The sequence below is a fragment of the Agrobacterium sp. CMT1 genome, assembly GCF_037203725.1.
Classification (GTDB): Bacteria; Pseudomonadota; Alphaproteobacteria; order Rhizobiales; family Rhizobiaceae; genus Agrobacterium; species Agrobacterium pusense.
The window spans coordinates 999896-1021426 of the sequence record NZ_JBBCAR010000007.1 but is presented as its reverse complement, the minus strand read 5'-3'; the positions used below and the strand labels follow the sequence as shown (position 1 = coordinate 1021426).

18 protein-coding genes are annotated in these 21531 nt (G+C 57.0%); 6 read left to right on the top strand and 12 right to left on the bottom strand.

Translation table 11 applies throughout. The annotated features are described in order from the left end of the window. Positions 1 to 1653 precede the first annotated feature (1653 nt). Positions 1654 to 2109: a pyridoxamine 5'-phosphate oxidase family protein gene (locus tag WA845_RS13270; protein ID WP_337322370.1), complete on the top strand. Its 456-nt coding sequence runs from the start codon at positions 1654 to 1656 to the stop codon at positions 2107 to 2109. Positions 2110 to 2396: 287 nt separating this feature from the next. Here the strand turns inward: WA845_RS13270 and WA845_RS13265 are convergent, their stop codons facing one another. From WA845_RS13265 to WA845_RS13250, 4 genes are all read right to left on the bottom strand, one after another. Next, positions 2397 to 3248 carry an MFS transporter gene (locus tag WA845_RS13265; RefSeq protein ID WP_337322369.1) on the bottom strand — a complete coding sequence of 284 codons (852 nt, stop codon included), beginning with the start codon at positions 3246 to 3248 and terminating at the stop codon, positions 2397 to 2399. A gap of 3 nt (positions 3249 to 3251) precedes the next feature. After that, positions 3252 to 3455, bottom strand: a complete 204-nt coding sequence (locus tag WA845_RS13260) for a hypothetical protein (protein ID WP_337322368.1) — start codon at positions 3453 to 3455, stop codon at positions 3252 to 3254. A gap of 35 nt (positions 3456 to 3490) precedes the next feature. Beyond that, complete coding sequence (locus WA845_RS13255) at positions 3491 to 5374, bottom strand: ATP-binding cassette domain-containing protein (protein ID WP_112554314.1); 1884 nt, start codon at positions 5372 to 5374, stop codon at positions 3491 to 3493. A 363-nt stretch (positions 5375 to 5737) separates the two neighbouring features. Then, positions 5738 to 6331, bottom strand: a complete 594-nt coding sequence (locus WA845_RS13250) for a nitroreductase family protein (protein ID WP_112554312.1) — start codon at positions 6329 to 6331, stop codon at positions 5738 to 5740. Positions 6332 to 6733: 402 nt separating this feature from the next. On the opposite strand from WA845_RS13250, the gene WA845_RS13245 reads away from it, so the two are divergent. Then, positions 6734 to 7633 (top strand): LysR substrate-binding domain-containing protein, encoded by a 900-nt coding sequence (locus WA845_RS13245; RefSeq protein ID WP_112554310.1) that lies wholly within the window; start codon positions 6734 to 6736, stop codon positions 7631 to 7633. Between the two features lie 198 nt (positions 7634 to 7831). On the opposite strand, the gene WA845_RS13240 is transcribed toward WA845_RS13245, so the two are convergent. From WA845_RS13240 to WA845_RS13220, 5 genes are all read right to left on the bottom strand, one after another. Further along, the gene (locus tag WA845_RS13240) at positions 7832 to 8392 is read right to left on the bottom strand and encodes a hypothetical protein (RefSeq protein WP_337322367.1); all 561 of its coding nucleotides are present in this window, start codon (positions 8390 to 8392) and stop codon (positions 7832 to 7834) included. A 202-nt stretch (positions 8393 to 8594) separates the two neighbouring features. Beyond that, positions 8595 to 10049 carry an aldehyde dehydrogenase family protein gene (locus WA845_RS13235; RefSeq protein ID WP_112554306.1) on the bottom strand — a complete coding sequence of 485 codons (1455 nt, stop codon included), beginning with the start codon at positions 10047 to 10049 and terminating at the stop codon, positions 8595 to 8597. 125 nt (positions 10050 to 10174) lie between these two features. After that, positions 10175 to 11254 (bottom strand): MBL fold metallo-hydrolase, encoded by a 1080-nt coding sequence (locus WA845_RS13230; protein WP_337322366.1) that lies wholly within the window; start codon positions 11252 to 11254, stop codon positions 10175 to 10177. A gap of 43 nt (positions 11255 to 11297) precedes the next feature. Beyond that, a complete protein-coding gene (locus tag WA845_RS13225) occupies positions 11298 to 12416 on the bottom strand; it encodes an alcohol dehydrogenase catalytic domain-containing protein (RefSeq protein ID WP_112554302.1) in 1119 nt (372 codons plus the stop codon). Positions 12417 to 12677: 261 nt separating this feature from the next. Then, a complete protein-coding gene (locus WA845_RS13220; protein WP_337322365.1) occupies positions 12678 to 13403 on the bottom strand; it encodes a pirin family protein in 726 nt (241 codons plus the stop codon). Between the two features lie 334 nt (positions 13404 to 13737). Here WA845_RS13220 and WA845_RS13215 point away from each other — a divergent pair, with 334 nt between their 5' ends. The 4 genes from WA845_RS13215 to WA845_RS13200 all read left to right on the top strand — a co-directional run bounded on the left by WA845_RS13215 (position 13738) and on the right by WA845_RS13200 (position 18793). Then, positions 13738 to 15417: an MFS transporter gene (locus WA845_RS13215; protein WP_162719164.1), complete on the top strand. Its 1680-nt coding sequence runs from the start codon at positions 13738 to 13740 to the stop codon at positions 15415 to 15417. A gap of 123 nt (positions 15418 to 15540) precedes the next feature. After that, positions 15541 to 16641 (top strand): Gfo/Idh/MocA family protein, encoded by a 1101-nt coding sequence (locus WA845_RS13210; protein WP_337322364.1) that lies wholly within the window; start codon positions 15541 to 15543, stop codon positions 16639 to 16641. A gap of 127 nt (positions 16642 to 16768) precedes the next feature. Then, entirely contained in the window at positions 16769 to 17785 is a 1017-nt protein-coding gene (locus WA845_RS13205) for an aldo/keto reductase (protein WP_112554369.1), read from the top strand. A gap of 30 nt (positions 17786 to 17815) precedes the next feature. Then, entirely contained in the window at positions 17816 to 18793 is a 978-nt protein-coding gene (locus tag WA845_RS13200; protein ID WP_112554296.1) for a LysR substrate-binding domain-containing protein, read from the top strand. Positions 18794 to 18843: 50 nt separating this feature from the next. On the opposite strand, the gene WA845_RS13195 is transcribed toward WA845_RS13200, so the two are convergent. The 3 genes from WA845_RS13195 to WA845_RS13185 form a co-directional block, all read right to left on the bottom strand. Then, on the bottom strand, positions 18844 to 19563 hold the full coding sequence (locus tag WA845_RS13195) for a L,D-transpeptidase (protein ID WP_376784464.1): 720 nt from the start codon (positions 19561 to 19563) through the stop codon (positions 18844 to 18846). 127 nt (positions 19564 to 19690) lie between these two features. Continuing rightward, positions 19691 to 20608, bottom strand: a complete 918-nt coding sequence (locus WA845_RS13190) for a LysR family transcriptional regulator (RefSeq protein WP_337322363.1) — start codon at positions 20606 to 20608, stop codon at positions 19691 to 19693. Positions 20609 to 20769: 161 nt separating this feature from the next. Continuing rightward, positions 20770 to 21519, bottom strand: a complete 750-nt coding sequence (locus WA845_RS13185; protein ID WP_112416860.1) for a MerR family DNA-binding transcriptional regulator — start codon at positions 21517 to 21519, stop codon at positions 20770 to 20772. Positions 21520 to 21531 lie beyond the last annotated feature (12 nt).

The window sequence follows — 21531 nt, the reverse complement described above, 5'->3', positions numbered from 1 at the left end:
TCTCCTTTCATATCAGCAAATTCAACATAAAATTCATATATTTGCGCGTAATTGGCCCGCAATCCGCAAATCGCAGGTCCATAAAATCAGTTCTGCTCGCAGATTCTCATCCGCTTTCAGTCAAAAATATACAATCCACCAGCGCATATTTTTTATATGTTTTGCGTTGGTTATTATGTAAATATATGTTTATGAAAGTCGCCCAGATCGCAACTGGCCTGCCCTCTTGCTGTCGGCCATCGACTCAAAGCTTCCCTTCTGGTTGCGTAAATATTGCTTCTTGAGCTTCCGATTTCGAAGCTTTGCCCTGGCATAAAGAGATCGTGCCAGCCTCCTCCTCATCAGGGCAGTATCTGCACGAGTTGCAAGGACGTACATTTCATAGAGAACCATTTGAACACACCTTTCCTATCACGCGACGCAGCTGCGACCGTGTTGTGAACTTCATCTCTTTTCCATCAGCCTTTCAGCTCGATGGGCATTGCAATGGGGCACTGAAAATTGCCGCCTGTGGAAAATAAAGACACTTATCAGTGCCCCGCTTCAGCGGTTTATGCCTGCCAGAGCTTATCCTTCAGCCAATGCGTTTCGGAGAAATAGAAAGGCCCACCACAAACCAAATTCCATCTCTCCTCCGGTCACTGCCAGACGGTAATCTCTGTCAGCACCCGAAATATGAGAGTGACGCCTTTCTCTCACAACCGGCGCTGGCTCCGTTTCAAAACCGGAACGTCTTCCGGCTCTTCACACAACAAGGGCAGTATAAGTGAGGCACACGGGGCGGGGATGAACGGGAACAAAAAATCGTTGGTGTGAGGTATTTTCCCGTTCCGAATGAGATATCCTTCAATGAAGAACTCTTAGGAAATTACTCAAAAATCGCCAATAATCGGTCTATAAATGAAATTATCCCCCTGCTACGGCTTGATGGAAACCAGAGAGAAAATCGCCAACAAAAATGATGCGTTATCCCTCTACGCGGCTACTCGCTCGGACTCCCGCTTTATGAGGGGGCAGCCAGAATTATGGTCGGGACTTCCTCGTTAAAGCACGAGGCGCGTCATTCTAGGTCGGACAATAATTGAGACGATACGTTCTGGTCCTTATCCGTTCGCAGAATATAACTTGCAAGATGACTGGGTTCGCACCTGTTCGAGTATCGAGTGTTTTATGGCAAGGGCTATAGGCGTATTGTCGGTTTCGACACGAACGGCCCTCGCTGAGGCCTTTGACAGGGCAACCAGCGCCATGCGCTCAGGTGATCCCTCAGAGCCCGTGGCAGTCTTCACCTTCTCTTCGCCTGCACAGTTTCTCCATCATCACCCACAAACGTGATCATCACGGCTGCCTCCCCCACGGGTCACCCGCTATATGACAAGACTTTCCTTTTAACAGGCGTCTGTCTGGCGCTCATTATATAAACCTGCCGCTAACGATCGCCTTCGCGCTTCAAAAATTATCAGCCTGGCCGAAATTTTCGCCAGTGAACAATGCTTCGCTCACGGTCGAGATATGGAAGCCTTGGCTTCCCGAAGGCGAGCAGTGCCTCGCGAACAGCCCGTATTTCTCACGTATCACGGTCATGCGCTGCGACCGGCGGAACCTCAGACCTCAAAAATGGTTGAATTCGTGATGTAAGAAAAGGATTGACCAATGAAGATAAGCGAGCTCTCCAGAAAACTCAGCAAGATCGACTTCTGCATGTTCAACACACACGATCCCGCCGGGCAGATCAATAGTCGACCAATGAGCAACAACGGCGATGTGGAATATGATGGTGACTCATGGTTCTTCTCCTATGAAGACACGAAGAAAGTCCAGGAGATAGTCAAAGACTCGTCGGTTACACTGACTTTCACTGCTCCACCCGGTATTCTTGGCAAACCGGGAATATTTGTTTCTGTCAACGGTCAGGCGAGCCTGATCAGAGAGAGGCCCGAGTTCGACGCCCATTGGACTAGTGGACTGGACAGGTGGTTTCCGCAGGGCGCCGACACACCACGTATAGTTCTGATCAAGGTGTCGGCACGCACGATCGAGTTCTGGGATGGCGAGGAGAATGGAAAAATCGAACTGGCAAGCGATGCCGCCATGAAAGGTGCGGTATGAGTGACGCAGCTTGTCGAGCTCGACCCGGGATCTGGCAACTGAACGTCCTCAGTTGGGTTAGAGCCTGTCTACGACTAATCTAACCTGTCTCCCAACTTTCTGGGCATCCAGATCCGGGATCGAGGAGCTTTCCCGACCCTGCCGGGTCCACGCGCCGTGATGCATCGGCGTCACATCCTGGTGCCAACTTTGTGGCCAAAAGCCCACCTTCAGGGTCTTCCATTGACGCCCGTCAGCCGACCCGGCAACCTCACACAATGACCGCGACGAACAGTTTCATTGCCGAACTAGTCCGCGCCGCCAACAGGCTCGATCACCTCGACAGCTGGCAGAAGCGTCGTATGCTCAAACGGGCCGTCACGACAATACGCGACATGCGCGAAACAATCGGTATTCCATCCGGCCCCGGCCGCGACAGTCTCCTCAACATCCACACCGTCGCCCTTTCTGTCAAACTCGGATGGCGCAGCGATGAGGAAGTGCGAAACGCCCTGCTGCAGGCAGCCGGCATGATCAGGGACCTGCATGTCGTCCTCGACAGCAAAACCGAAATCAGCCTTGTCAAACCTGCCGGTTGAAAGCGTTGCAGCTCCCCTGACCGGCGGCACCAGAGCCGAAACCGCCCCTGAAACCGGTGAGGACTCACAAATGCCGAGACTGGCGCATCCAACCACACCGTCGAGGAAGGCAGTGATGGGCCAGAAGACGCTACCCGCCAGACCCGTTACCAGCATCAGTGTAGCGATAAGGCTCCGCGCCCTATCCCCTGCGTAATCCGCGATATAGGCATAGGCTGACGTCGTCATAAACATCGCGCCTGCAATCCCAATCAACACCCAAGCGGCCCAAAATACCCAAAGGTCCGGAGACAGCGCCAGCAGACAAAGCCCCGCCGCGATCATCCCGGCTCCGGTAGCCATAACAGAACGCGGAACAAGTCTGCGAAACGCACGGCCTGTCCAAGGGGCCGTGAACCCCATAGCGACGAACATCACGGAGGTTCCGACAAAAATCATCGGCAGCGAGGTTCGGAATTCTCCCGCGACCGTCGTCGCGATCACCGGCAAAACGCTCACCACGCCCCAGCCGGTGATCTGGGTCAGCGCCAGGAGGAATAACACAAAGAGGTGACGTTGCATCATTCACTGGTAGCGTATGATCTGGTAACGGAGCTTCTCCGGGTATGTCCACGCGGTCACCAGAAAATCATGGACGCTGACCTTTTGTCCGCCGATATCGATCATGGCCTCCCGGTCAGTCTCGGCATACTGCAGCGCCTCAATACATTCGCAGGCGTCGATTGCTGCATTCAGCATGCCTCTGACCGACTTCCAATCGGTTTTCATCGTAACCTCTTTACAAATAACGAAGCTCTCCGCTCTCAGCTTCGGTCCACCACCGCCTCCGACGTCACCCCCTCATCTTCGGGAATGAAGCCACCAATCTGGCGTTTCCAGAGCCGCGCAAACACTCCATCCTGCTCGACCAGTTCCTCGGGCCTTCCCTCTTCGACAATCCGGCCGTGATCCAGCACTATGATGCGATCCATCCGGGCAATGGTCGACAGGCGATGGGCGATGGCAATGACCGTTTTGCCCTCCATCACAAGATTGAGCTTGTCCTGAATGGCGGCCTCGGACTCGCTATCAAGGGCGGAGGTGGCTTCATCGAGGATCAGGATCGGCGCGTTTTTCAACAACACGCGCGCAATGGCGACCCGCTGGCGCTGCCCGCCGGAAAGCTTGATGCCTCGGTCTCCAACGAAGGCCTGATACCCTTTTCGTCCTTCGCTGTCGGCAAGATCGCCAATGAAGCCCTCCGCCTTCGCCACTTTAGCCACCTTCTCCACCTCCGCCTGCGTTGCCTCTGGGCGCCCGTAGCGGATGTTGTCGCCTACCGACCGGTGCAGCAGGGCCACGTCCTGGGCAATCACCCCGATATTGCGGCGCAGGCTCATCTGCGTGACCTCGCGAATATCCTGCCCGTCGATGCGAATGGCGCCCTCCTGAATGTCATAGAAACGCAGGAGCAGATTGACCAGCGTCGTTTTTCCCGCACCTGATAGCCCCACAAGGCCGACTTTCTCCCCGGCGCGCACGGTCAGCGACAGATCATCTATCACCGGTCTGCCTGACTTGTAAGCAAAGCGGATATGGTCGAACTCGATGTTCCCATGCGAAACGCTCAGTTCCGCCGCGTCGGATCTGTCCGTAATCGTCGGCGGCGTCGTCATGACAGGCATGGCATCCTTGATCGTACCGATCGCCTGGAATATCTGCTGGCCCATCTGCAGGAAGGTGAATGTGTGCCCGGACAACCGCTGCAATATATAAACCGCGCCGACGAATTCTCCGACCGTGATGAAGCCTTTCACCAGACCGGAAAGCCCCACCGACAGGATCGCCAGCCACAACGCCATGTTGAGCGCAACCACCGCCAGCTCGGATGCGCGATAGACACGCTGTTCCCGATGCTGCGTCTGCACGGCTTTCATCAGTATGCGGCGGATTGCGCCTGCCTCGCTGTCCTCGGCGGCAAATTGCTTGATCATCTGCATATTGCTGTAGAGATCGGTGATCGCCCCCGAGACAAGGCTCTTTTGTTTCGCCGAGCGCCGTGACCGTTCTGAGAAGACCGGGGCAAGTTCGACGGCGAGAACTACATTGAGCACGATCCAGATGAACACCGGCAGCGCCAGCTGCCAGGACAAGGCGGCAAGGAGCGCAAGAGAGCCGATCATTTGCAACAGGAAACGCGGTCCGATCTGAAACGCGTTGATAATCTGCTGCTGAACGGCTGACGAGACCTGCGAAAGACGCGAGGCGACCTGCCCCGCATAAAGCTCATGGAAAAATGCCAGATCCTGCTGCTCCACGGCCTTGTGGCCCTGCCACTGGATGGCCGCAGGCATCGCAATGCCAAGCGTGTGTGAGGTGAGTGTGTTAAGAAGAAACGACGCTATGGGCATCGCGGGGAAAATCAACAGCCCAAGCAAGGTCAACAGCGGCCATTCCTTGCGCAGAAAAGCTTCTGCTCCCTGCGCCGTCACACCATCGACGATGACGGACAGCCCCCAGATGATCGAAAGATTGATGGCTTCCACCGCCATGGAACACAGGGCGAGAGCAATCAGGACGCCACGAAACATCTCAATGAAATGCAACAGCACCGCGACGGCGCCTTTCGACGGCAGCGGTCGGAAGGGAATGTCGAGCGGCCGTATCAGCGTCTCGAAGGGGCGGAAAATCGTATCTGAAATCGACATGGGCCTCTCGGATCGCGGTTTGGCATCGACGGGGAGGAATCAGCTACGCGTCCGGCATGGAACCATGCATGGCGTTCAATCTCAATTAGCGGCTTTGTTTTTTAGGATTGGAGCTCGTGGTTTGGGCTCGGTGTAATAACTGTTGGCCCAGTGAAAAAACTTTGTACAGCCGCGTTTCGTGACAACGCGCGGACCGGATGTCACGCTGGCAAATGCATCCGATGCCCGACAGTCCGATGGACCATGAGACACACCTCCGCCGATCCCTAGCTCTTGATGGCATTTGAACCTTGAAACTGCGGTCCAATTTGTCTAAGCATCTAAATACATCAAATAATCAGGCATCGCCCTTCTTCGGCAGGTCTAGCGAAAGAAGCTTCGAAAGCGGTCACCATCGGCGATAGTCGTCTTTGCTGGAAAAGGTGCCTCGTTGGAGCCGAACGGCATTTGCGCGCGTAACCGCCATGTCTCCGGTATGTCCCAATGCCTTTTGATCTTTGCGTCAACCAGCGGGTTATAATGCTGAAGACTGGCTCCAATTCCCACGCCGGCAAGCGCGATCCAGACCGAAAGTTGCGCCATCCCGGAGGCTTGCTCGGACCAATCTGGAAAGTGATCAGCGTACAAAGGCCACTGATCCTGTAATATCCTGACCACATTTCGGTCCTCGAAGAAAAGAACTGCGCCTGCTCCAGCAGCGAAGCTGTCGATTTTTCTGAAGGCGTGCATCCTAGGCTCTCCTTCAACGATATGACTCAACTCCGATTTCACGATGTTCCAGAGTTTCTGATTTTCATCGCGGTGCAGGATCACAACGCGCGAACTTTGCGAATTAAAGGCTGAGGGTGACAGGCGAACCGCCTCGCGAATAATTGCATCAATCTCTTTGTCAGAGAACGCGATGTTTTTGCCCAGAAAATACTGTGTCCGACGTTTTGCAAGAAGTTGCACCGTCATACTGCGGCTATCGGGATTATGCGTTGGGAGGTTCAATTTTCTCTCCTGGCTTTTCTATCAATTCAATCATGCGACCCCGATCGTGGGAAAAATAGGCTGCCAAAGCGAAACCCATTGTTGCGGAAAAAAGAACGATGCCAGCACCCTATGCAGCGTTATGCGATCCGCCAAGGTGAGGTCGATGCGGCAACGCTCCAATGAGCCGCTGCAGCCATACTGCTCGGTTTCCAGGGCGACGGCGGACGCCGAATTTTACCAAGTACAAACTTGCCCGTTTCGTTTATTCAGCTCGACCTGCAGGGGTCGCTGTAGGACGTCAGTGTGAGCACCGAACGTGGAGACTTGACAATTTCGCGCACCCGATGTTGCAGTAGCCGCACTTACCTGAGGGGGGAGTTGCTAATGTCGGAACCTGAGTCTGTCGAGATCTTGGACTTGATCTCCTTCATTCGGGTGGTCGAAACTGGGAGTATCGCTGGTGCGGCTAGCCGTTTGGGTATCGCTAAATCGATCGTCAGCCGCCGGGTCAGTCGGTTGGAGAATTTTCTAGGCGCAACGCTCCTCACACGTTCCCAAAAGGGAACAACCCTTACAGACGTCGGCCGCGAGTACCATGTAAGAGCAGCATCTGGGTTGGCCGAACTGGAATCAGCGCAGGAGATGGTCGTAAGGTCGACGACCGAAGCATCTGGTCAGGTTAGAGTTTCGGTTCCCGTCGCTTTCGGAGAGTTCTGTCTCGCTCCGCTGCTGGCAGAGTTTGCCCTCCTCCACCCAAGGATCCATTTCGATGTCCGCTTTGAAGACCGTCAGCCGGATCTTGTCGCAGAGGCGTATGATTTGGCCGTACGGATCGGAAGCATACCCGATTCCGCGCTGATCACGAGAAAACTTGCAAAGGTACGTTGGGCTGTCGTCGCCAGTCCTTCCTATCTGGAAGCCAGAGGGCGCCCCTCAAAGCCCGCTGAACTGGCTGCGCACAACGCCATACTCTACTCCTTCGATACGGTCAGCTGGCGTTTTCAAGGTCCGGATGGATGGGAACAAGTCCGCGTGAACTCACAATTCCGCACAGACAACGGTCAAATGATGCTTGCCGCGGCGCGCGGCGGACTTGGTATCGTGGTACTGCCCCTCTTCATGGTTCAAGAGTCGCTTGCCAGAGGTGAGCTCGAAGTCGTCGTCCCAGGCTATAGTCACGCGGGAGCAGATTTGCATATATTGATGCCACCAGCGCGCGCAGGCATCGCTCGAGTGCGCGCGCTGGTGAACTTCATGTATGAGAAATTCGAACGTGAGGTGTAATGACTGCCGCTCGTCGAGCTCAATAACCGCCGCCGGGAGTTCAAGACACGGCACCTTTAAGACCGGCTACTCTAAGTCTCAGAAACCCAAGGTGCCGTAATCCTAACGTCCATTGAAGATCACGACCGGCAAGGAGAACCGCAGGACCAGGCGCTCTTGACCGGATAGCGGGCGGTGGCTCCGTATTGCCGATGGCTTTCAAGTGGCCGTGCCAATAAGGCGGGCGAGCGAAACCTTAGCCAAATCGCGGAATTCCTGCCCGACTTGCGAAAGTGGATCGGTGACGCTGACACGCGGCTTGACGGAGGCCGCTATACGATCGCGCAGATCGGGGTCGGAAATGCTGGCATGTTCGACCAGTGCGCGGATAACAGTGTCGGTTGCGAACTTCTGAGCGCTTAGCGCAAGGGCAGATTTCTCGCGTCTCTCTATTTCGAGCTCCGCATGGCTCTCTGGCTTTCGGCGTCTCGACCGAATTCCGCGTTCTTTTTCCCAATAGCGGGCCGTGCCGCGCCCCAAATAGAGTATTTCCCAGGCGTGGTCGGGATCACCACCCTTGGCCGTGTCCGCATTCGCACCACACACGTGCAAAAACAGCTGACGCATGGCGGCATCCGCGAAGTAGGCTTGGGCGGTGGTTGGTGGTCCAAGTGGCTGAAATGCAGCCTCCGATTCCTTTGCCGCCTGGATGATGGCTGCATGTATCGCATCCATCATAGTTCTTTCCGCCTGCATCAAAGTGTCGACCTTGTCTTGCAAATCATTATCCTCTCGGAAGTTGCTGTATTCAATCAGAGGAGATGCCGACCAATTTTGTCAGATGTCTGCATCGGTCAGCCAAACTGGATTGGTAACATTAAGTGGAGATTACGCCGGAAGACCGAATGCGAATTTCAATTGAAGCTCCAGCAATCGATGCGCTGGCTTAAAGGAAACACACCTTCTGACCAACTGGCTCCTTTTATCGCAACAAACCCGGCTTAAGAGCGATGTGCTTGTACTCGATAAAGTCCTCGATTGCGGCAACGCCGTTCAGCCTCCCGAGACCGGATTGCTTGAAGCCACCCTCCTCCGTCCCGTCATACACCTTGGCCCAGTCGTTGACGAACACGGTTCCGGCTTCGAGCGCCTGTGCGACCCGTAACGAGCGGTCAAGGTCCCGTGTCCAGACCGAGGCGGACAGGCCAAAGTCGTTATCGTTTGCAAGCACGACGGCTTCCCGCTCATCTGAGAACCGCTGGATGGTTATCACAGGACCGAATGTTTCCTGCTGTACGACCGGCAGGCCGTTGTCGGAAACCTCCAGCATCGAAGGGCGAAAAAAAGCACCTTTCGCCAAAGGGCCTTGTGTCACGGGACCTCCTCGAACGACCGCAGTTGCACCCGCTGACAGTGCATTTTTCACCACGTTATCGACGCGGGCGACGTTCTGCTTATCGATTAGCGGCCCCATATCGCTTGCCGGATCGGATGCCGGCCCGACTTTGACGGCACGCAGCCGTTCGGCGAGGCCGTCGCGGACCCGTTCGTAGATCGAATTCTGTACGAGCAGCCGCGAGCCCGTCATACAGAACTGGCCGGCAAAGATGGTCAGTGCCTTTTCGAGAACCGGTAGCGTGGCGTCGATATCAGCGTCGTCAAATACGATCATCGGAGCCTTGCCACCGAGTTCCAACCCGAACCGCTTCATTCTCTTCGCACCGACGGCACCGATGGTACGGCCGGTTTGCGTGCTTCCCGTGAAGCTGATTGTCGGCACATCGGGGCTTTCAACCAGACGCGCTGCGCCCTCCGAGCCGCTTTCGATGAACATGTTCAAGATACCGCCCGGCAGGTCGTTCGCTTCCGCGAGGATCTCGGCAAGGACGCTGGCGATCTGCGCTGCCTGGCCGGGCATCTTAACGACGACCGCGCAGCCGGCAGCAAGTGCTGGAGCGAAGGAGCGGACCGCAAGAATGACAGGAGAATTCCAGGGAACGATAATCCCCGCTACTCCCATCGGCTGGCGCAGAATCACGGAGAGGCTGCCGGGCTTGGGCAATGTCGCTCGCCCTGCCTCCGTACGAGCCATAGCAGCCCAGTATCGAAGCTTGCTCGGACTACCATCGATCTCCAGCGCCGCCTCGCCGAGCAGTTTGCCGTTTTCAAGCGAGAGGATGTCGATCAGGCGCTCGCGATTTCGCTCGACTGCCGATGCCATCTGATCGAGCACCCTTGCACGAAGCTCAGCATCGTCGCGCCAGGCGGTTTCGCGGAATGCGCGTTTTGCGGCTTCGATGGCAGAGTGCGCGGCCGCTCCGCCATCGTCCGGATAATCTCCGATCGTCTCATATGTCGCTGGATCGATGGAGCGGCCGCGTTTGGAAGACGAGACAAAGGTGCCGTCGATCCAGTTATTTGCGGAAATCGTGGTCATTGACTTGTCTTTCTGACGTTGCAAGGGTGCGCGAGATCTGGCCCGCCCTTTGAGTGGCGACCTCCGCATATATCGGGGCAGGCCTTGCCCGCCCGATTCCGGGTTGGGGTGGCGGACGAACCCGGTCAGGTCAGGAACGGTGGCGGATTTTCGCCCCGCAAACGGTAATTCGGCCGGGGCCTTTCCAAGCGGATAGATTCCAGCACGGTATAGGCGTGGTACTTCGTCTGGGTCGTCACGCCGGCAAGCCGCTCGGACCAGAGCTGGCCATTGCTGCTCTTCTTTTCCAGGACGTATTTCGTGGCGAAATTGGCCATAGAATTGATCCAGTTCTCGGTGCCGGAAAACACCTGGTCGCAGCCGGCGCCCTCCAGGATGCTCACGAGCGCATCCGACCGGCTGAATCGATCCACGGCCGCCTGCGCTCCGTCGAGGACGTCCTGGAAATATTCGATTGAAGCCGCGACCGTTTCCGGCGTCCCGTATTTCATGTGATGGCCGGCGACGAGGAAATCGAAGTCATATTCCATCAGTTGCTTCTGGGCTTCGTACCAGCCAGTGATATTTTGCGATGCGTCGCAATGCATGAAGGTGGCGCTGCCGGGACTGACGATGTCGATGACGGTCAGCACCTTTTGCGCTGGCGCATAGATGAAGATATTGCCGGGGCAGTGGTTCTCGCCCTTGTAGGAGAGTTCCAACGTCACCCCGCCGACGACAAGCAGATGATCCTTGTGGAATGTCAGGGTTGGCACCGGTCGGTTTGGATCGGGGAACCGCTCCAGCAATTCCCTGGTGATGTCGTGCGCGACGATCTCGACATCCGGCCCGAAAACCGAAGCGGCACCGATGTGATCGGTGTGCCAATGGCTGTAGATCACGTGCGTTACCGGCTTGTCCGTAACGTCTTCGATCGCGGCCAGCATGTTTTCACCGATCGTCGGCGGTGCGTCGATAGCGACGACACCATCGCTGGTCACGACGAAGGCCGCGTCATAGCCGCCGCTGGTGACCCAATAGAAACCGCCACGAAGCTCCTCGACATGGTAGCCGAGCCTCTGGAAGCGGTCGGAGGAGAAATACTCAGGATAATATCCCGGCGGATCAGCCGGGTGCTCCCCGGCCTCCGGAAAGCCGTAATGGTCGATCCCGAAAAAGTTGGGCTCGTCGGTTGCTCTGATCAGCTTCTGGTGTCGGTCGCACATTTACTCAATCCTCAATGTTCGCAATATCGAAAGAAGTGGGTGGTTAAGCGGCTTGCGGGGGAAAGCGCAGGACAGCCTTGATCACGCGCCCCGCCGCGACATCGTCAAACGCCCCGTTGATGTCGGCGAAGTCGTAGAAAGTGAGCAGCCTGTCGAAGGGGAAACGGCCGCTTCGATAAAGACCGACCAGTTCCGGAATCATCAGGCCGGAAATTGCATCGCCCTGGATAATCCCGATGAGGCTTTGCCCTACCGTGAGCCGGGAGGCATCGACGACCGCGCCCGAATGGTCATTGAAGGCGACGAAACCGAACTGCCCCATCGGAGCAAGAGCGCCTATGCCGGCATCGAGGTTCTCCTTCCGACCGCTCGTGTCGAGAACGTATTCGACGCCGCGAGAGGTGATATCCCTGATCGCTGCGGCAACATCGGTTTGTTCACGCGGGTTGACGCAATGCGTCGCGCCGAGGTCGGAAGCGAGTTTCAGCCGTTCGGTACTGACATCGACGGCGATAACGACAGCCGCATCGGCAATCTTTGCAGCCATGACCGCCGCCAGGCCGACTGCCCCTACACCGAAGATGGCGATAGATGCGCCTACCGGCACGTTGAGCGCCTTCAAGACAGAGCCGGCGCCGGTCTGAAAGCCGCAACCGAGCGGGCCAAGCAGTTCAAGCGGCACGTCGTCCGGGACCTTGACGGTATTGCGCTGGTGAGCGAGCGCATATGTGGAGAATGAGGACTGACCGAAGAAGTGCGCATTGAGCCTGTTCCCGTCGGACGCTGCAACGCCGATCGTTCCATCGAGCCTGGCGCCGGCGAAATTCGTTTCCCAGACGTGGTCGCAGTAGGCCGCATGGGAAGACATGCAGGGCTTGCAGTGGCCGCAGGAGTGATAGGAAAGAACGACATGATCGCCGGGCTTGAGATGCGATACGGTCGATCCGACGCGTTCAACGATGCCGGCGCCTTCGTGGCCGAGGATCGCGGGGAGCGGCGTCGGCATGAGCTGTTGCCTGACATGCGCATCGGTTGCACAGATGCCCGTAGCAACCATGCGGATGAGCACTTCGTCGGGGCGCGGCGCCTCAAGCTTCACTTCACGGAGGATGAAGGGGCCGTTTTTTTCTTCCAGTACGGCTGCGGTGGCGGATTGGGTCATCTGTTCCTCCATGGGCTGATTGTGGATGCCGGGGCGAGTGATCCCGCTCACGGACCAGGGGCGATCCATGTTCGGAAGGCTTGATGAAATCCGCTTGAGTTTCGAACGAGTGGTGGTGAAGCGGCTTGTGTTCTCAGCCCGTTTGCGGGTCTGCTGTTCGCAAACATATCCGTGCTGTCGAACGGCTAAAGACAGCAATGGCGGAACGTCGGGTTGCTGATAACGAAACCCCTTGTGGTTTCGTGGCGGCTGGAAGCGAGATCAGGCAGGTCGCATCGTGCCGGCATTCGGGAATTTGCCTTGGCGGTATGCGGCATAGTAGCCGGCAAGCTCCTCTTCGGAGCCTGCGATAAATGGGCCTTGTGCTGCGACATGGATTTTTTGCGGTTGGCCTGCATACAAAAGCACGCGCGCGCCATCTTCACCCGCTTTCAGCCTTATGGCGCTTTCACCGTCAGTTGCCACCGGATTGGTCCAACCGACCTTATCCGTCGTTAGCGTCGTCGCTCCGGTGCCTGCTTCGATTTCGCCCGCGATGACCACCACAAAGCCATTATAGGATGACGGCAAAACCTGCTCAAACTCGGCTCCCGCCTCAAGCCGAATGTCGACCAGGGTTACGGGCACGGCATTCTTCGTCGACGCGACGATCCCTGCCGAGCGGCCGCTGTAAACGGTCGCCACGAAGCCATCGCCGCGGTGTCCCGGCATTTTATCGCGCCTCAGGATCTGCACCCTTGGCGCCATATTGCGGTCCTGCTCGGGAAGAACCAGCCATAGCTGAAACAGACGCATTCCTGTCGAGACCTGGGCATCTTCCGAATGGACGATGCCGCTTCCGGCGGTCATCCACTCCACATCGCCCTCAATTAGACGCCCACCGGTATCTGCCATCGTGCCGTCAAGCATGAACGTAACAGTCTCCAGGCCGGCATGTGGGTGGGCCTCGCCGAATTGCCCCTCCCCGGTCACATGGTCGTCCGCCATCAAGAAGAACGGATCAGTTGCGGAAAAATCTCCTGGCGCGACGACGAGGGCCGCCTTGTGCCGCTCGCCTGCGAAACCGGGCCCGAGAGGCGGTGTCGTCGTAATCCTGCTGATGGACCTGTGAAGCATCTTTGCCTCCTGAAGTTAAGGGCGCCCATCCGCTCTATTGCGAATGAAGGGCGCCTCGAATGATGTCGCTGATTTTGAGCGAATGACTGCTCGCAGCAAGTCGCGATAGTTCGAACCTTATGTTGCCAAACCAGCAACGCCGCAGGCCATCGAAGTTGGGTTAGACTGCGGGGGATTGATGCGGTCAATCGAACAAGAGAGCACGATGATGAGACTGACGCGACGAGTTGGCAGCTTTTTCCGTGAGGAAACATGGGACTTTCCCGAGCATGAAAGACCAGTCGTCGCTGGGTCGCCGGCGACGCCTGAGCATGCCCTGACGCTGCGGACCGCCTATGCCCTCGTTGCAATTCTGGTCGGCCTGACAGGCGGGCTTGGCAACGCGCTGGTCATGGTCAACATCACGGAACTACAGGCAGGCTTGGCGTTGAGCTCCGTTCAAGCGGCCTGGCTGCCAATGGCCTATGCCATGACCAATATTTCCGCCAATATGCTGCTGATCAAGCTCCGGCAGCAATATGGCCTGCGTGTATTCACGCAGCTTGCCCTTGGCCTGTATGCCCTCCTCTCCCTTACCCATCTGTTGACCGCAGATCACTGGCTCACACTTGCCATCCGGGCTGCAAGCGGCTTTGTTGCGGCGGCGTTAACGCCGTTGTCCTTGTTCTACGTGATGCAGGCCCTTCCAGACCGTTGGCGCATCCGGGGCCTCATACTTGGCCTTGGTATCTCGCAATGCGCGTTCCCGCTCGCAAGCGTCGTCTCGCCATGGCTGTCTGTCAGCGCGCATTGGCAGTCGATATTTCTGTTCGAAGCCGGGCTTGCATTTCTCTCCTTCGCCGCCGTCGGTGCATTTCGGCTGCCACCCGCCGAGCGAGAGCGAGCATTCGAACCTTTGGATTTCCTCACCTTTCTGCTCTTGGGTGGTAGCCTCGCTATGATTGCAGCAGTGTTGGGGCTCGGACGACTGGAAGGATGGTTCGAGGCGCCTTGGATAATCTGGTTTCTGTCGCTTGCGCTTCCAGTGATCATCACCGCGCTAATACTCGAGAACGACCGGACCACACCTCTCCTCAACCTGCGTTGGCTTGGGAGCGGTGATATTGTCCGCTTTGGTTTTGCAATTCTCATGGCCAGGATCGTCCTTGCCGAACAGAATGTTGCAACCGGATTTTTAACGGCGCTGGGAGGCAGCGACGAACACCTCAGAGCACTTTCGATCGTCACCTTTGTCGGCGCTGTTGCGGGCGTGATCGTGAGCGCAATAACGGCAAATGTCGAAAAACTGGCGATCCCCATGACGCTGGCGGTCACCGCGATAGCTGCTGCGACACTTGCCGACAGCTCCGCCACGAGCCTTGACCATCTGCCCTGGTTTTACCTGTCCCAAGCGGTGATCTCATTCGCCGCCATGTTTTTTCTTGGGCCCGCGCTGGTGTTAGGCATCACGAGCGCGCTGCAGAAAGGCAGCCGAGAACTCTTGAGTTTCACCGTCCTTTTTGGGGCAGTCAATTCGATGGGCGCTCTCACCGGCCAGGCCCTGTTCGGCGCCTGTATCGACGGCATCGCGATTGCTTCGCAAAATTGGGTCCTTGCCCAACAAAACGCCTTGCGCCTGGCGGCGGTGTTGGCTTTCTTAACCGCGGCCTATCTGGCTGTGCTCCTCGCAATTCGCATTCGCCATAAGCTGGCGGAAATTCGCCGTGATAAACACATGTCCACTAACGGTGCTGCCCATATCGATCCGGTTGGTCCGACCAAGCGGCAGTCAGGAATGCCTTGGCACCCGCCGACGCTTTCGTTTCAGGCGCGAGTGGTCTTGAGCGCTATTGCGACAACCGGGGCAACACTTCTTTTGGTCGCAGTGTGGCCGCAGGAGCGGTAGGCGATATCCACCGCGTGGATGTTCGCTCATACTATTTATCGATTTCATCGCAGTGCCGAGGGTCGATTACATCTTGCCCAGGACGCCGGGGAGCGTTCGGTAACGTGACCTGGAGCATTACAGATGTCGGATAAGAAATTTCGTGTGGGTATTATTGGAGCAGACACTCACGCAAGTTGGGCGGGCGCATCGCATGTGCCAGCCCTGGCGTCACAACCTCACCTGACGCTGGCGGCAGTCGCGACCCGACGCGAGGAAAGCGCCAAGGCGGCGGCCGAAGCATTCGGAGCAGAACTCTGGTTTGCCGATCCCTATGCGATGATAAGAGATGAGAGCATTGAGGTCATCACGGTCGCCGTGAAAGTGCCGGCACACAAGGAGCTCGTGATGGCCGCCCTGCAGGCGGGCAAATCGGTCTATTGCGAAGCGCCTCTGGGCGCAACGCTGTCGGAAACAAACGAGATGGCTGCGGCAGTGGGGTCTTTGCATACCGCGATCGGCCTGCAAGGCCGGCATAATCCTGCCGTCCGGCGTGCGGCCGAACTGGTCGCTTCAGGAAAGCTCGGGCGCTTGATGTCCGCGCGTGTCGGCGCGACCACATTCGGCTACGGTCCGCAATCTCCAAGCATGTATGACTATTTCAACAAGGCCGCTTCCGGCGCCAGCTTCATGACGATTACGGCAGGCCACGTGCTGGACGTCATCGAGGCAGTGCTCGGGAACATCACCGAGGTTGATGCGCGCACGGAGTTGCTCTGGCCGGAGATCGAGATCGTCGATACAGGTGATACTTCGAAGCGAGAGGTTCCGGATCATCTCGATCTGATCGCAAAGACGGCAAGTGGTGCGCCTGTATCCGTGCAGATTCTGGCCGGCGTCCATGCAGAAAACGCGAGTTTCGTTTTTGAGATCCGTGGCTCGCAGGGCTCGCTTATGCTCACCGGCAATCACCTGGCAGGCGTACAGGTCGGAGACATTTCAATTTCGTCAAGCCTGGAATTTGCTGCGCCCGACAGGCCGGTCTCCAATGGTGTCGGCCCAACAGCCGCCGATTTCTGGGCAGGAGCCGCTATCAATGTCGGGGAGGTTTATGCGTCCCTGGGGCGGGATCTGACGAATGGTACATACACCACTCCAGGTTTCGACCATGCGCGCCATAACAGCCGTTTGATCGCAGCCGTCGAGCTTGCGGCAAGAACTGGCGAACGGCAACACCTTGTTTGACGTGTCGCAGAATGGCTCGGCGTTCGCACAGGATGTCGAGCCGGCCGTTAGCGCGTCAATTGGGAATACGCTCAACAAAAGCCATCGCCGCCGCCCAATCTCGGAAATCAAAAAGAAGGACGACATCATGCAAATGCGCAAGCTGGGTGAAAGCGGGTTGTTCGTGTCGGAGTTGTGCTTCGGCGCCATGACATTCGGGGGAACCGACGGGCTATGGGGAAAAGTGGGGAGACTCGACCAGGAGGATGCCGATGCACTGGTCAAGGCCGCTCTCGTCGCCGGCATAAACCTGTTCGATACAGCAAATGTCTATGCGCGCGGACGTAGCGAAGAAATACTGGGACGCTCGCTGAGGAACCTTGGCGTGTCGCGCAGAGATGTCGTGATCGCCACCAAAGTCGCCTCCGCCATGGGTGAGGGACCGAACCATCGCGGCGCTTCGCGTGGTCATATAATCTCCGAATGCCAGGCAAGCCTCGGCCGGCTGGGTGTGGACTACATTGATCTATACCAGATTCACGCCTTCGATTCCGCGACGCCGATAGAGGAAACGCTGGAGGCGCTCGACACGCTCGTCCGGGCCGGCGATGTTCGCTACATCGGCCTTTCGAACTGGGCCGCGTGGCAGGTCATGAAGGCGATCGGGATAACACGCGCCAGAGCTCTCGCGCCCGTTACATCAATGCAGGCATATTATACGCTTGTCGGGCGCGATCTGGAACGGGAGATTGGCCCGCTGCTCTCATCTGAACGTGTTGGCCTCATGGTGTGGAGTCCACTTGCCGGCGGCTATCTCACCGGAAAGTACTCCGCCGGTGGTAACGCAGCAGGCGGCCGACAGACGGAATTGGATTTTCCACCCATCGATCGCATCCGGGGGGAGCCCCTGATCGCGATCCTTAAAGCCGTCGCGGAGAAACACGGCGCTAGCCCGGCTCAGATCGCGATCGCCTGGTTGCTGAAGCAAAGCATCGTCTCGACCGTCATCGTCGGTGCCAAGCGCGTCGAGCAATTGCAGGAAAACATTCGGTCCGCATCGATTGCGCTGGACGATACCGACTTGGCGAAGCTCGATGAGGTCAGTCGTCTGCCTGTCGAGTATCCGGGTTGGTTGCTGAATGACGGAAACGGACATTCGCGCTGACGCGGAAAAGATGCTTGAGATCGATGAAGGATGAGTTTAATTATCCATTCCATGAATTTACACGGTATCGATCTCAATCTTCTCGTTGCCTTTGATGCCCTCAATTCCGAGCGCAATGTGACACGCGCCGGAAGCCGTATTGGCCGGACCCAGCCGGCCATGAGCGCGGCTTTGTCGAGATTGCGGTTTCTGCTGCGGGACGAATTATTCGTTCGCGGGCCGAACGGACTTCAACCTACACCGCGAGCGGTAGAACTTGCCGAACCGATCTCACTTGCTCTGCGGGACATCCAGCGGACATTGCAATTCACGCAGGGTTTTGATCCCGGCAAATCGACCGTATCTTTTTCCATTGCCGTTTCGGCACATGCAGGTTCAGTCATATTGCCGCGCCTCCTGTCGCTGCTTGAGGAAAAAGCCCCCGGAATTGATATCAAGGTCAGGGATTATAGCAGCCGTGATGACGCGGTTTCCCTGCTCGACAGCGGCGGCGTTGATCTGACGGTCGGCATTCCCCCCACGCCCACGAGCCGGATCCTCAGTGCCCGGCTTTTCCAGGAGCGGTTCGTTTGTATCCTTAGGAAGGATCATCCAATCCTCGGCCGCCCTTTCGATCGCGAGACTTTTCTATCTCTGAGGCATATTCTGGTGGCACCCGATAATGAGGGACTGGATGTCGCCGATGCCGCACTGGCTTCGAAGAATTTCAGGAGGCGGGCGGCCGTGACTATTCCCCATATGCACGCCGCGCCGGCATTGGTTGCATCGTCGGATATGGTCGCGACCGTCATCGAAAGCGTGGTTGCTCATTCAGGCTTTGCGGAGCGTCTTGCAGTCTTCGATTTCCCGCTCCCCCTAAACCCTGTCCCATTCGTGCTGTCCTGGCATCGTCGCAATGACGGGCACCCGGCCCAGCAATGGCTGAGAAACGGTATGCTCGCGGCGTTTCCCCACGTGTGGCTCTCTTCAGAAAATATCTGCAGCGATCTTGCCCCGCAGTATTACTAGGCGGCCATCGTATCGCGGCAAGCAGCGAACGCGTCACGCTCAGTTTGCTATCACACGGCCATCGGCGTCTGATGCACGACGATTGGCGCGTGGAACGGAACGCGGTCGTAAAGGTCAACGATGTCCTGGTTCATAAGGCGGACGCAGCCGGATGAAACAGCTTTGCCGATGGATTGCCATTCGGGATTGCCGTGGAGACGATACAGCGTATCTTTTCCGTTCTGGAAAATATAAAGAGCGCGAGCGCCGAGCGGGTTATGCAGTCCAGGATCCATCCCTCCGTTTGCTACAGAGTATTTTTCCAGTTCGGGTTGCCTCGCAATCATCTCGCTTGGCGGCTTCCATCTTGGCCAATGCTGACGCCAGTGGATATATCCGTTCCCTTCCCATGAAAATCCGTCGCGCCCGATGCCAACGCCATATCGTAACGCAGTTCCGCCGTTTTCCACCAGATAGAGAAATCGCCTTGGCGTATCGACGACAACAGTTCCCGGCGCCTCCCCGGTCGGGTCAGCAACGCGCTGCCTGAGATATTCCGGGTTCATTCGCTCAAAAGGAACTGCAGGAACGACATGTCCCCCGTCCTCAAATGCAGCGTAACGGGAAGCGAGATCCGGGTCGACCGGTGAAGGCTGCGGAGTGGCAATGGGCTGGGGCGAGCCCGACGCCGATCTTTCTTGGACTGTTGTGCATCCGCCGAGTATGACCGGCGCGGCTAAAGAGCCGACTATGAACGTACGACGGGATATGAAACTGTTTCGGTTCTGCATCATGGAAGGCGACTTTCGGGTTGCGGCTGGCACACGTGCTTGCATCGTACGGTATCCTCCAACAGAGGGAATATTCCATATCTGCATGAGTGATAGCCGTCATAACCGTTGGCTATGCCATGCGCCGCTACCGCTGCACCGGGGAGATCCCGTCAATGTTCCTGAGCCGCGGCATAACAAAGTCCGTAAATGCCCGGACGACCGGTCGCATGAACTTTGTGGACGGATAGGCGAGAAATGCTTCGGTAGATCGCAGCCAATATTCGGGAAGCACCCTTACAAGCTCGCCGCTGGCCAACAAGTGCAATACGAGGTTCTTCTGCACAAGTCCCACACCCCGTCCTCGTAAAAGTGCTGCAATCATGACATGCGCATTGTTCGTTATGAGCAATGGCCTGACGGTGACGTCTTCGGCGCGCGCATCAGGTCCCAACAGGGAAATAGCATTGCGCTGGGCAAGCATCTTCGGAGTGCCAATAACCTCAAGCTCTGAAAGTCGTCCCGTGTCGTCAATCTGCCCCACCTGTTGCAGGTAGAGAGGGGAAGCGACGAGAAATCGCTCCACCCATCCGATGCGGCGTGCGATGACGTCCTGATCCTCGATTTTCCCGTAGTGAACTGACAAATCGAAATTATCATAGACCAAGTCGACTGTGCGCTCGTCGAGAGCCAGTTCGACGGAAATCCCGCAATACTTTTCCTGAAATTCCCCGACTATCCGTTCGAGATGACCAACACCAATGCAGGATGGGGCGTGAATTTTTAGATTGCCTTCGATTTCACCTGTGTTGATGCGAACGCCCTCCAGCGCCGCGTCGATCGATGCGATCGCAACACGGCTGGCCTCGTATAATTCGAGCCCATGCGCCGTCGGGCGAACGATTTTCGACGAGCGCTCCAGAAGCCTGGCTTGAACGTGCCGTTCGAGGTTCGAAATATGCTTCGTGACCGCCGGCTGCGTTACCCCCAGGTCCCGTGCCGCAGCAGTAATCGACCCCTTCTCGACGGTGCGGATGAAGGCTTTTAAAGCAACGTTGATATCCATGATATTGCTCTTGATTATGATTGACCCCAGCCATAACCAGATGTTTGGAATATGGCTTGATGATGTCTGGACGCGGGACAGGGGCGCATTTCAACGTCATGGATCCGGTTGCCGCCCGCGACCGGTCAATCATCTCACGACTATCAGCGCAAACCGCGCAATCACCGCTTGGATTTCAGCCCGCTGTTGATTTCCCTCAGTAATTGTTTCTGCTGATCGTTCGTATTCTCCAGGGCATGAAGCCAAAGCAGCGTTGCCGCCTGGCGCTTCCTGCCGCCGCTCAGCGCGTTGTCGAAGTCTCTCATCCATGATCCAAGATGGGCGATGTAATCTTCGGCAAGAGCTGAAATCTCGACGTCGTCACTATCTGGCCCCAACGCGTCGAAACGATCCCCCAGCTCTCGCACGGTAGCACCATATTCGAGATCCGCGAGTTGATCATAGAGCCGGGCCAGTTCTGCGCGCTGCCCTTCATCCAAAAGGTGTGACAGGAGTACGGATTGTTCCCGACCAGCCCGCACCGCTTTAGGGTCTCGCCCGACCTCCAGCGGCATCAGAGAGGCAGCAAATTCCGGCGCCATGTCGGGCGGTCCTTTGCCGTCACGCAGGGCTGTGACAGTCCGGCGTTGACGCTCCAGAAGTTCGATCTGCCGCGTGAGCCCCTCAAGAAGGGCGTCCAAACTGTCCTCGCTCATTTCGGCACGACCGTCGAGAAAGGCTGGGATTTGCGAGAGCGAGAAACCGAGCGCTGTCAATTGACCGATACGCAGCAGTCGGATCAAATGCGGCACGCTGTAAGCGCGATACCCATTGTTCTGTCTTGGCGGCTCCGGCAAAAGTCCGATCTGGTGGTAGTGCCGCAGCGTGCGGATGCTTACACCCGCCAGTCCTGCAATCTCCTTACTGCGCATGCGCCGCCCTCA

Excerpts from the sequence above, each read along its gene's own strand:
- WA845_RS13215 (WP_162719164.1), top strand. The coding sequence starts at position 13,738 with ATGATGAGACTGACGCGACGAGTTGGCAGCTTTTTCCGTGAGGAAACA.
- WA845_RS13185 (WP_112416860.1), bottom strand. The coding sequence starts at position 21,519 with ATGCGCAGTAAGGAGATTGCAGGACTGGCGGGTGTAAGCATCCGCACG.
- WA845_RS13195 (WP_376784464.1), bottom strand. The coding sequence starts at position 19,563 with ATGCAGAACCGAAACAGTTTCATATCCCGTCGTACGTTCATAGTCGGC.
- WA845_RS13260 (WP_337322368.1), bottom strand. The coding sequence starts at position 3,455 with ATGAAAACCGATTGGAAGTCGGTCAGAGGCATGCTGAATGCAGCAATC.
- WA845_RS13205 (WP_112554369.1), top strand. The coding sequence starts at position 16,769 with ATGCAAATGCGCAAGCTGGGTGAAAGCGGGTTGTTCGTGTCGGAGTTG.
- WA845_RS13220 (WP_337322365.1), bottom strand. The coding sequence starts at position 13,403 with ATGGCGGACGACCATGTGACCGGGGAGGGGCAATTCGGCGAGGCCCAC.
- WA845_RS13255 (WP_112554314.1), bottom strand. The coding sequence starts at position 5,374 with ATGTCGATTTCAGATACGATTTTCCGCCCCTTCGAGACGCTGATACGG.
- WA845_RS13245 (WP_112554310.1), top strand. The coding sequence starts at position 6,734 with ATGTCGGAACCTGAGTCTGTCGAGATCTTGGACTTGATCTCCTTCATT.
- WA845_RS13225 (WP_112554302.1), bottom strand. The coding sequence starts at position 12,416 with ATGACCCAATCCGCCACCGCAGCCGTACTGGAAGAAAAAAACGGCCCC.
- WA845_RS13230 (WP_337322366.1), bottom strand. The coding sequence starts at position 11,254 with ATGTGCGACCGACACCAGAAGCTGATCAGAGCAACCGACGAGCCCAAC.
- WA845_RS13200 (WP_112554296.1), top strand. The coding sequence starts at position 17,816 with ATGAGTTTAATTATCCATTCCATGAATTTACACGGTATCGATCTCAAT.
- WA845_RS13250 (WP_112554312.1), bottom strand. The coding sequence starts at position 6,331 with ATGACGGTGCAACTTCTTGCAAAACGTCGGACACAGTATTTTCTGGGC.
- WA845_RS13265 (WP_337322369.1), bottom strand. The coding sequence starts at position 3,248 with ATGCAACGTCACCTCTTTGTGTTATTCCTCCTGGCGCTGACCCAGATC.
- WA845_RS13210 (WP_337322364.1), top strand. The coding sequence starts at position 15,541 with ATGTCGGATAAGAAATTTCGTGTGGGTATTATTGGAGCAGACACTCAC.
- WA845_RS13190 (WP_337322363.1), bottom strand. The coding sequence starts at position 20,608 with ATGGATATCAACGTTGCTTTAAAAGCCTTCATCCGCACCGTCGAGAAG.
- WA845_RS13270 (WP_337322370.1), top strand. The coding sequence starts at position 1,654 with ATGAAGATAAGCGAGCTCTCCAGAAAACTCAGCAAGATCGACTTCTGC.
- WA845_RS13235 (WP_112554306.1), bottom strand. The coding sequence starts at position 10,049 with ATGACCACGATTTCCGCAAATAACTGGATCGACGGCACCTTTGTCTCG.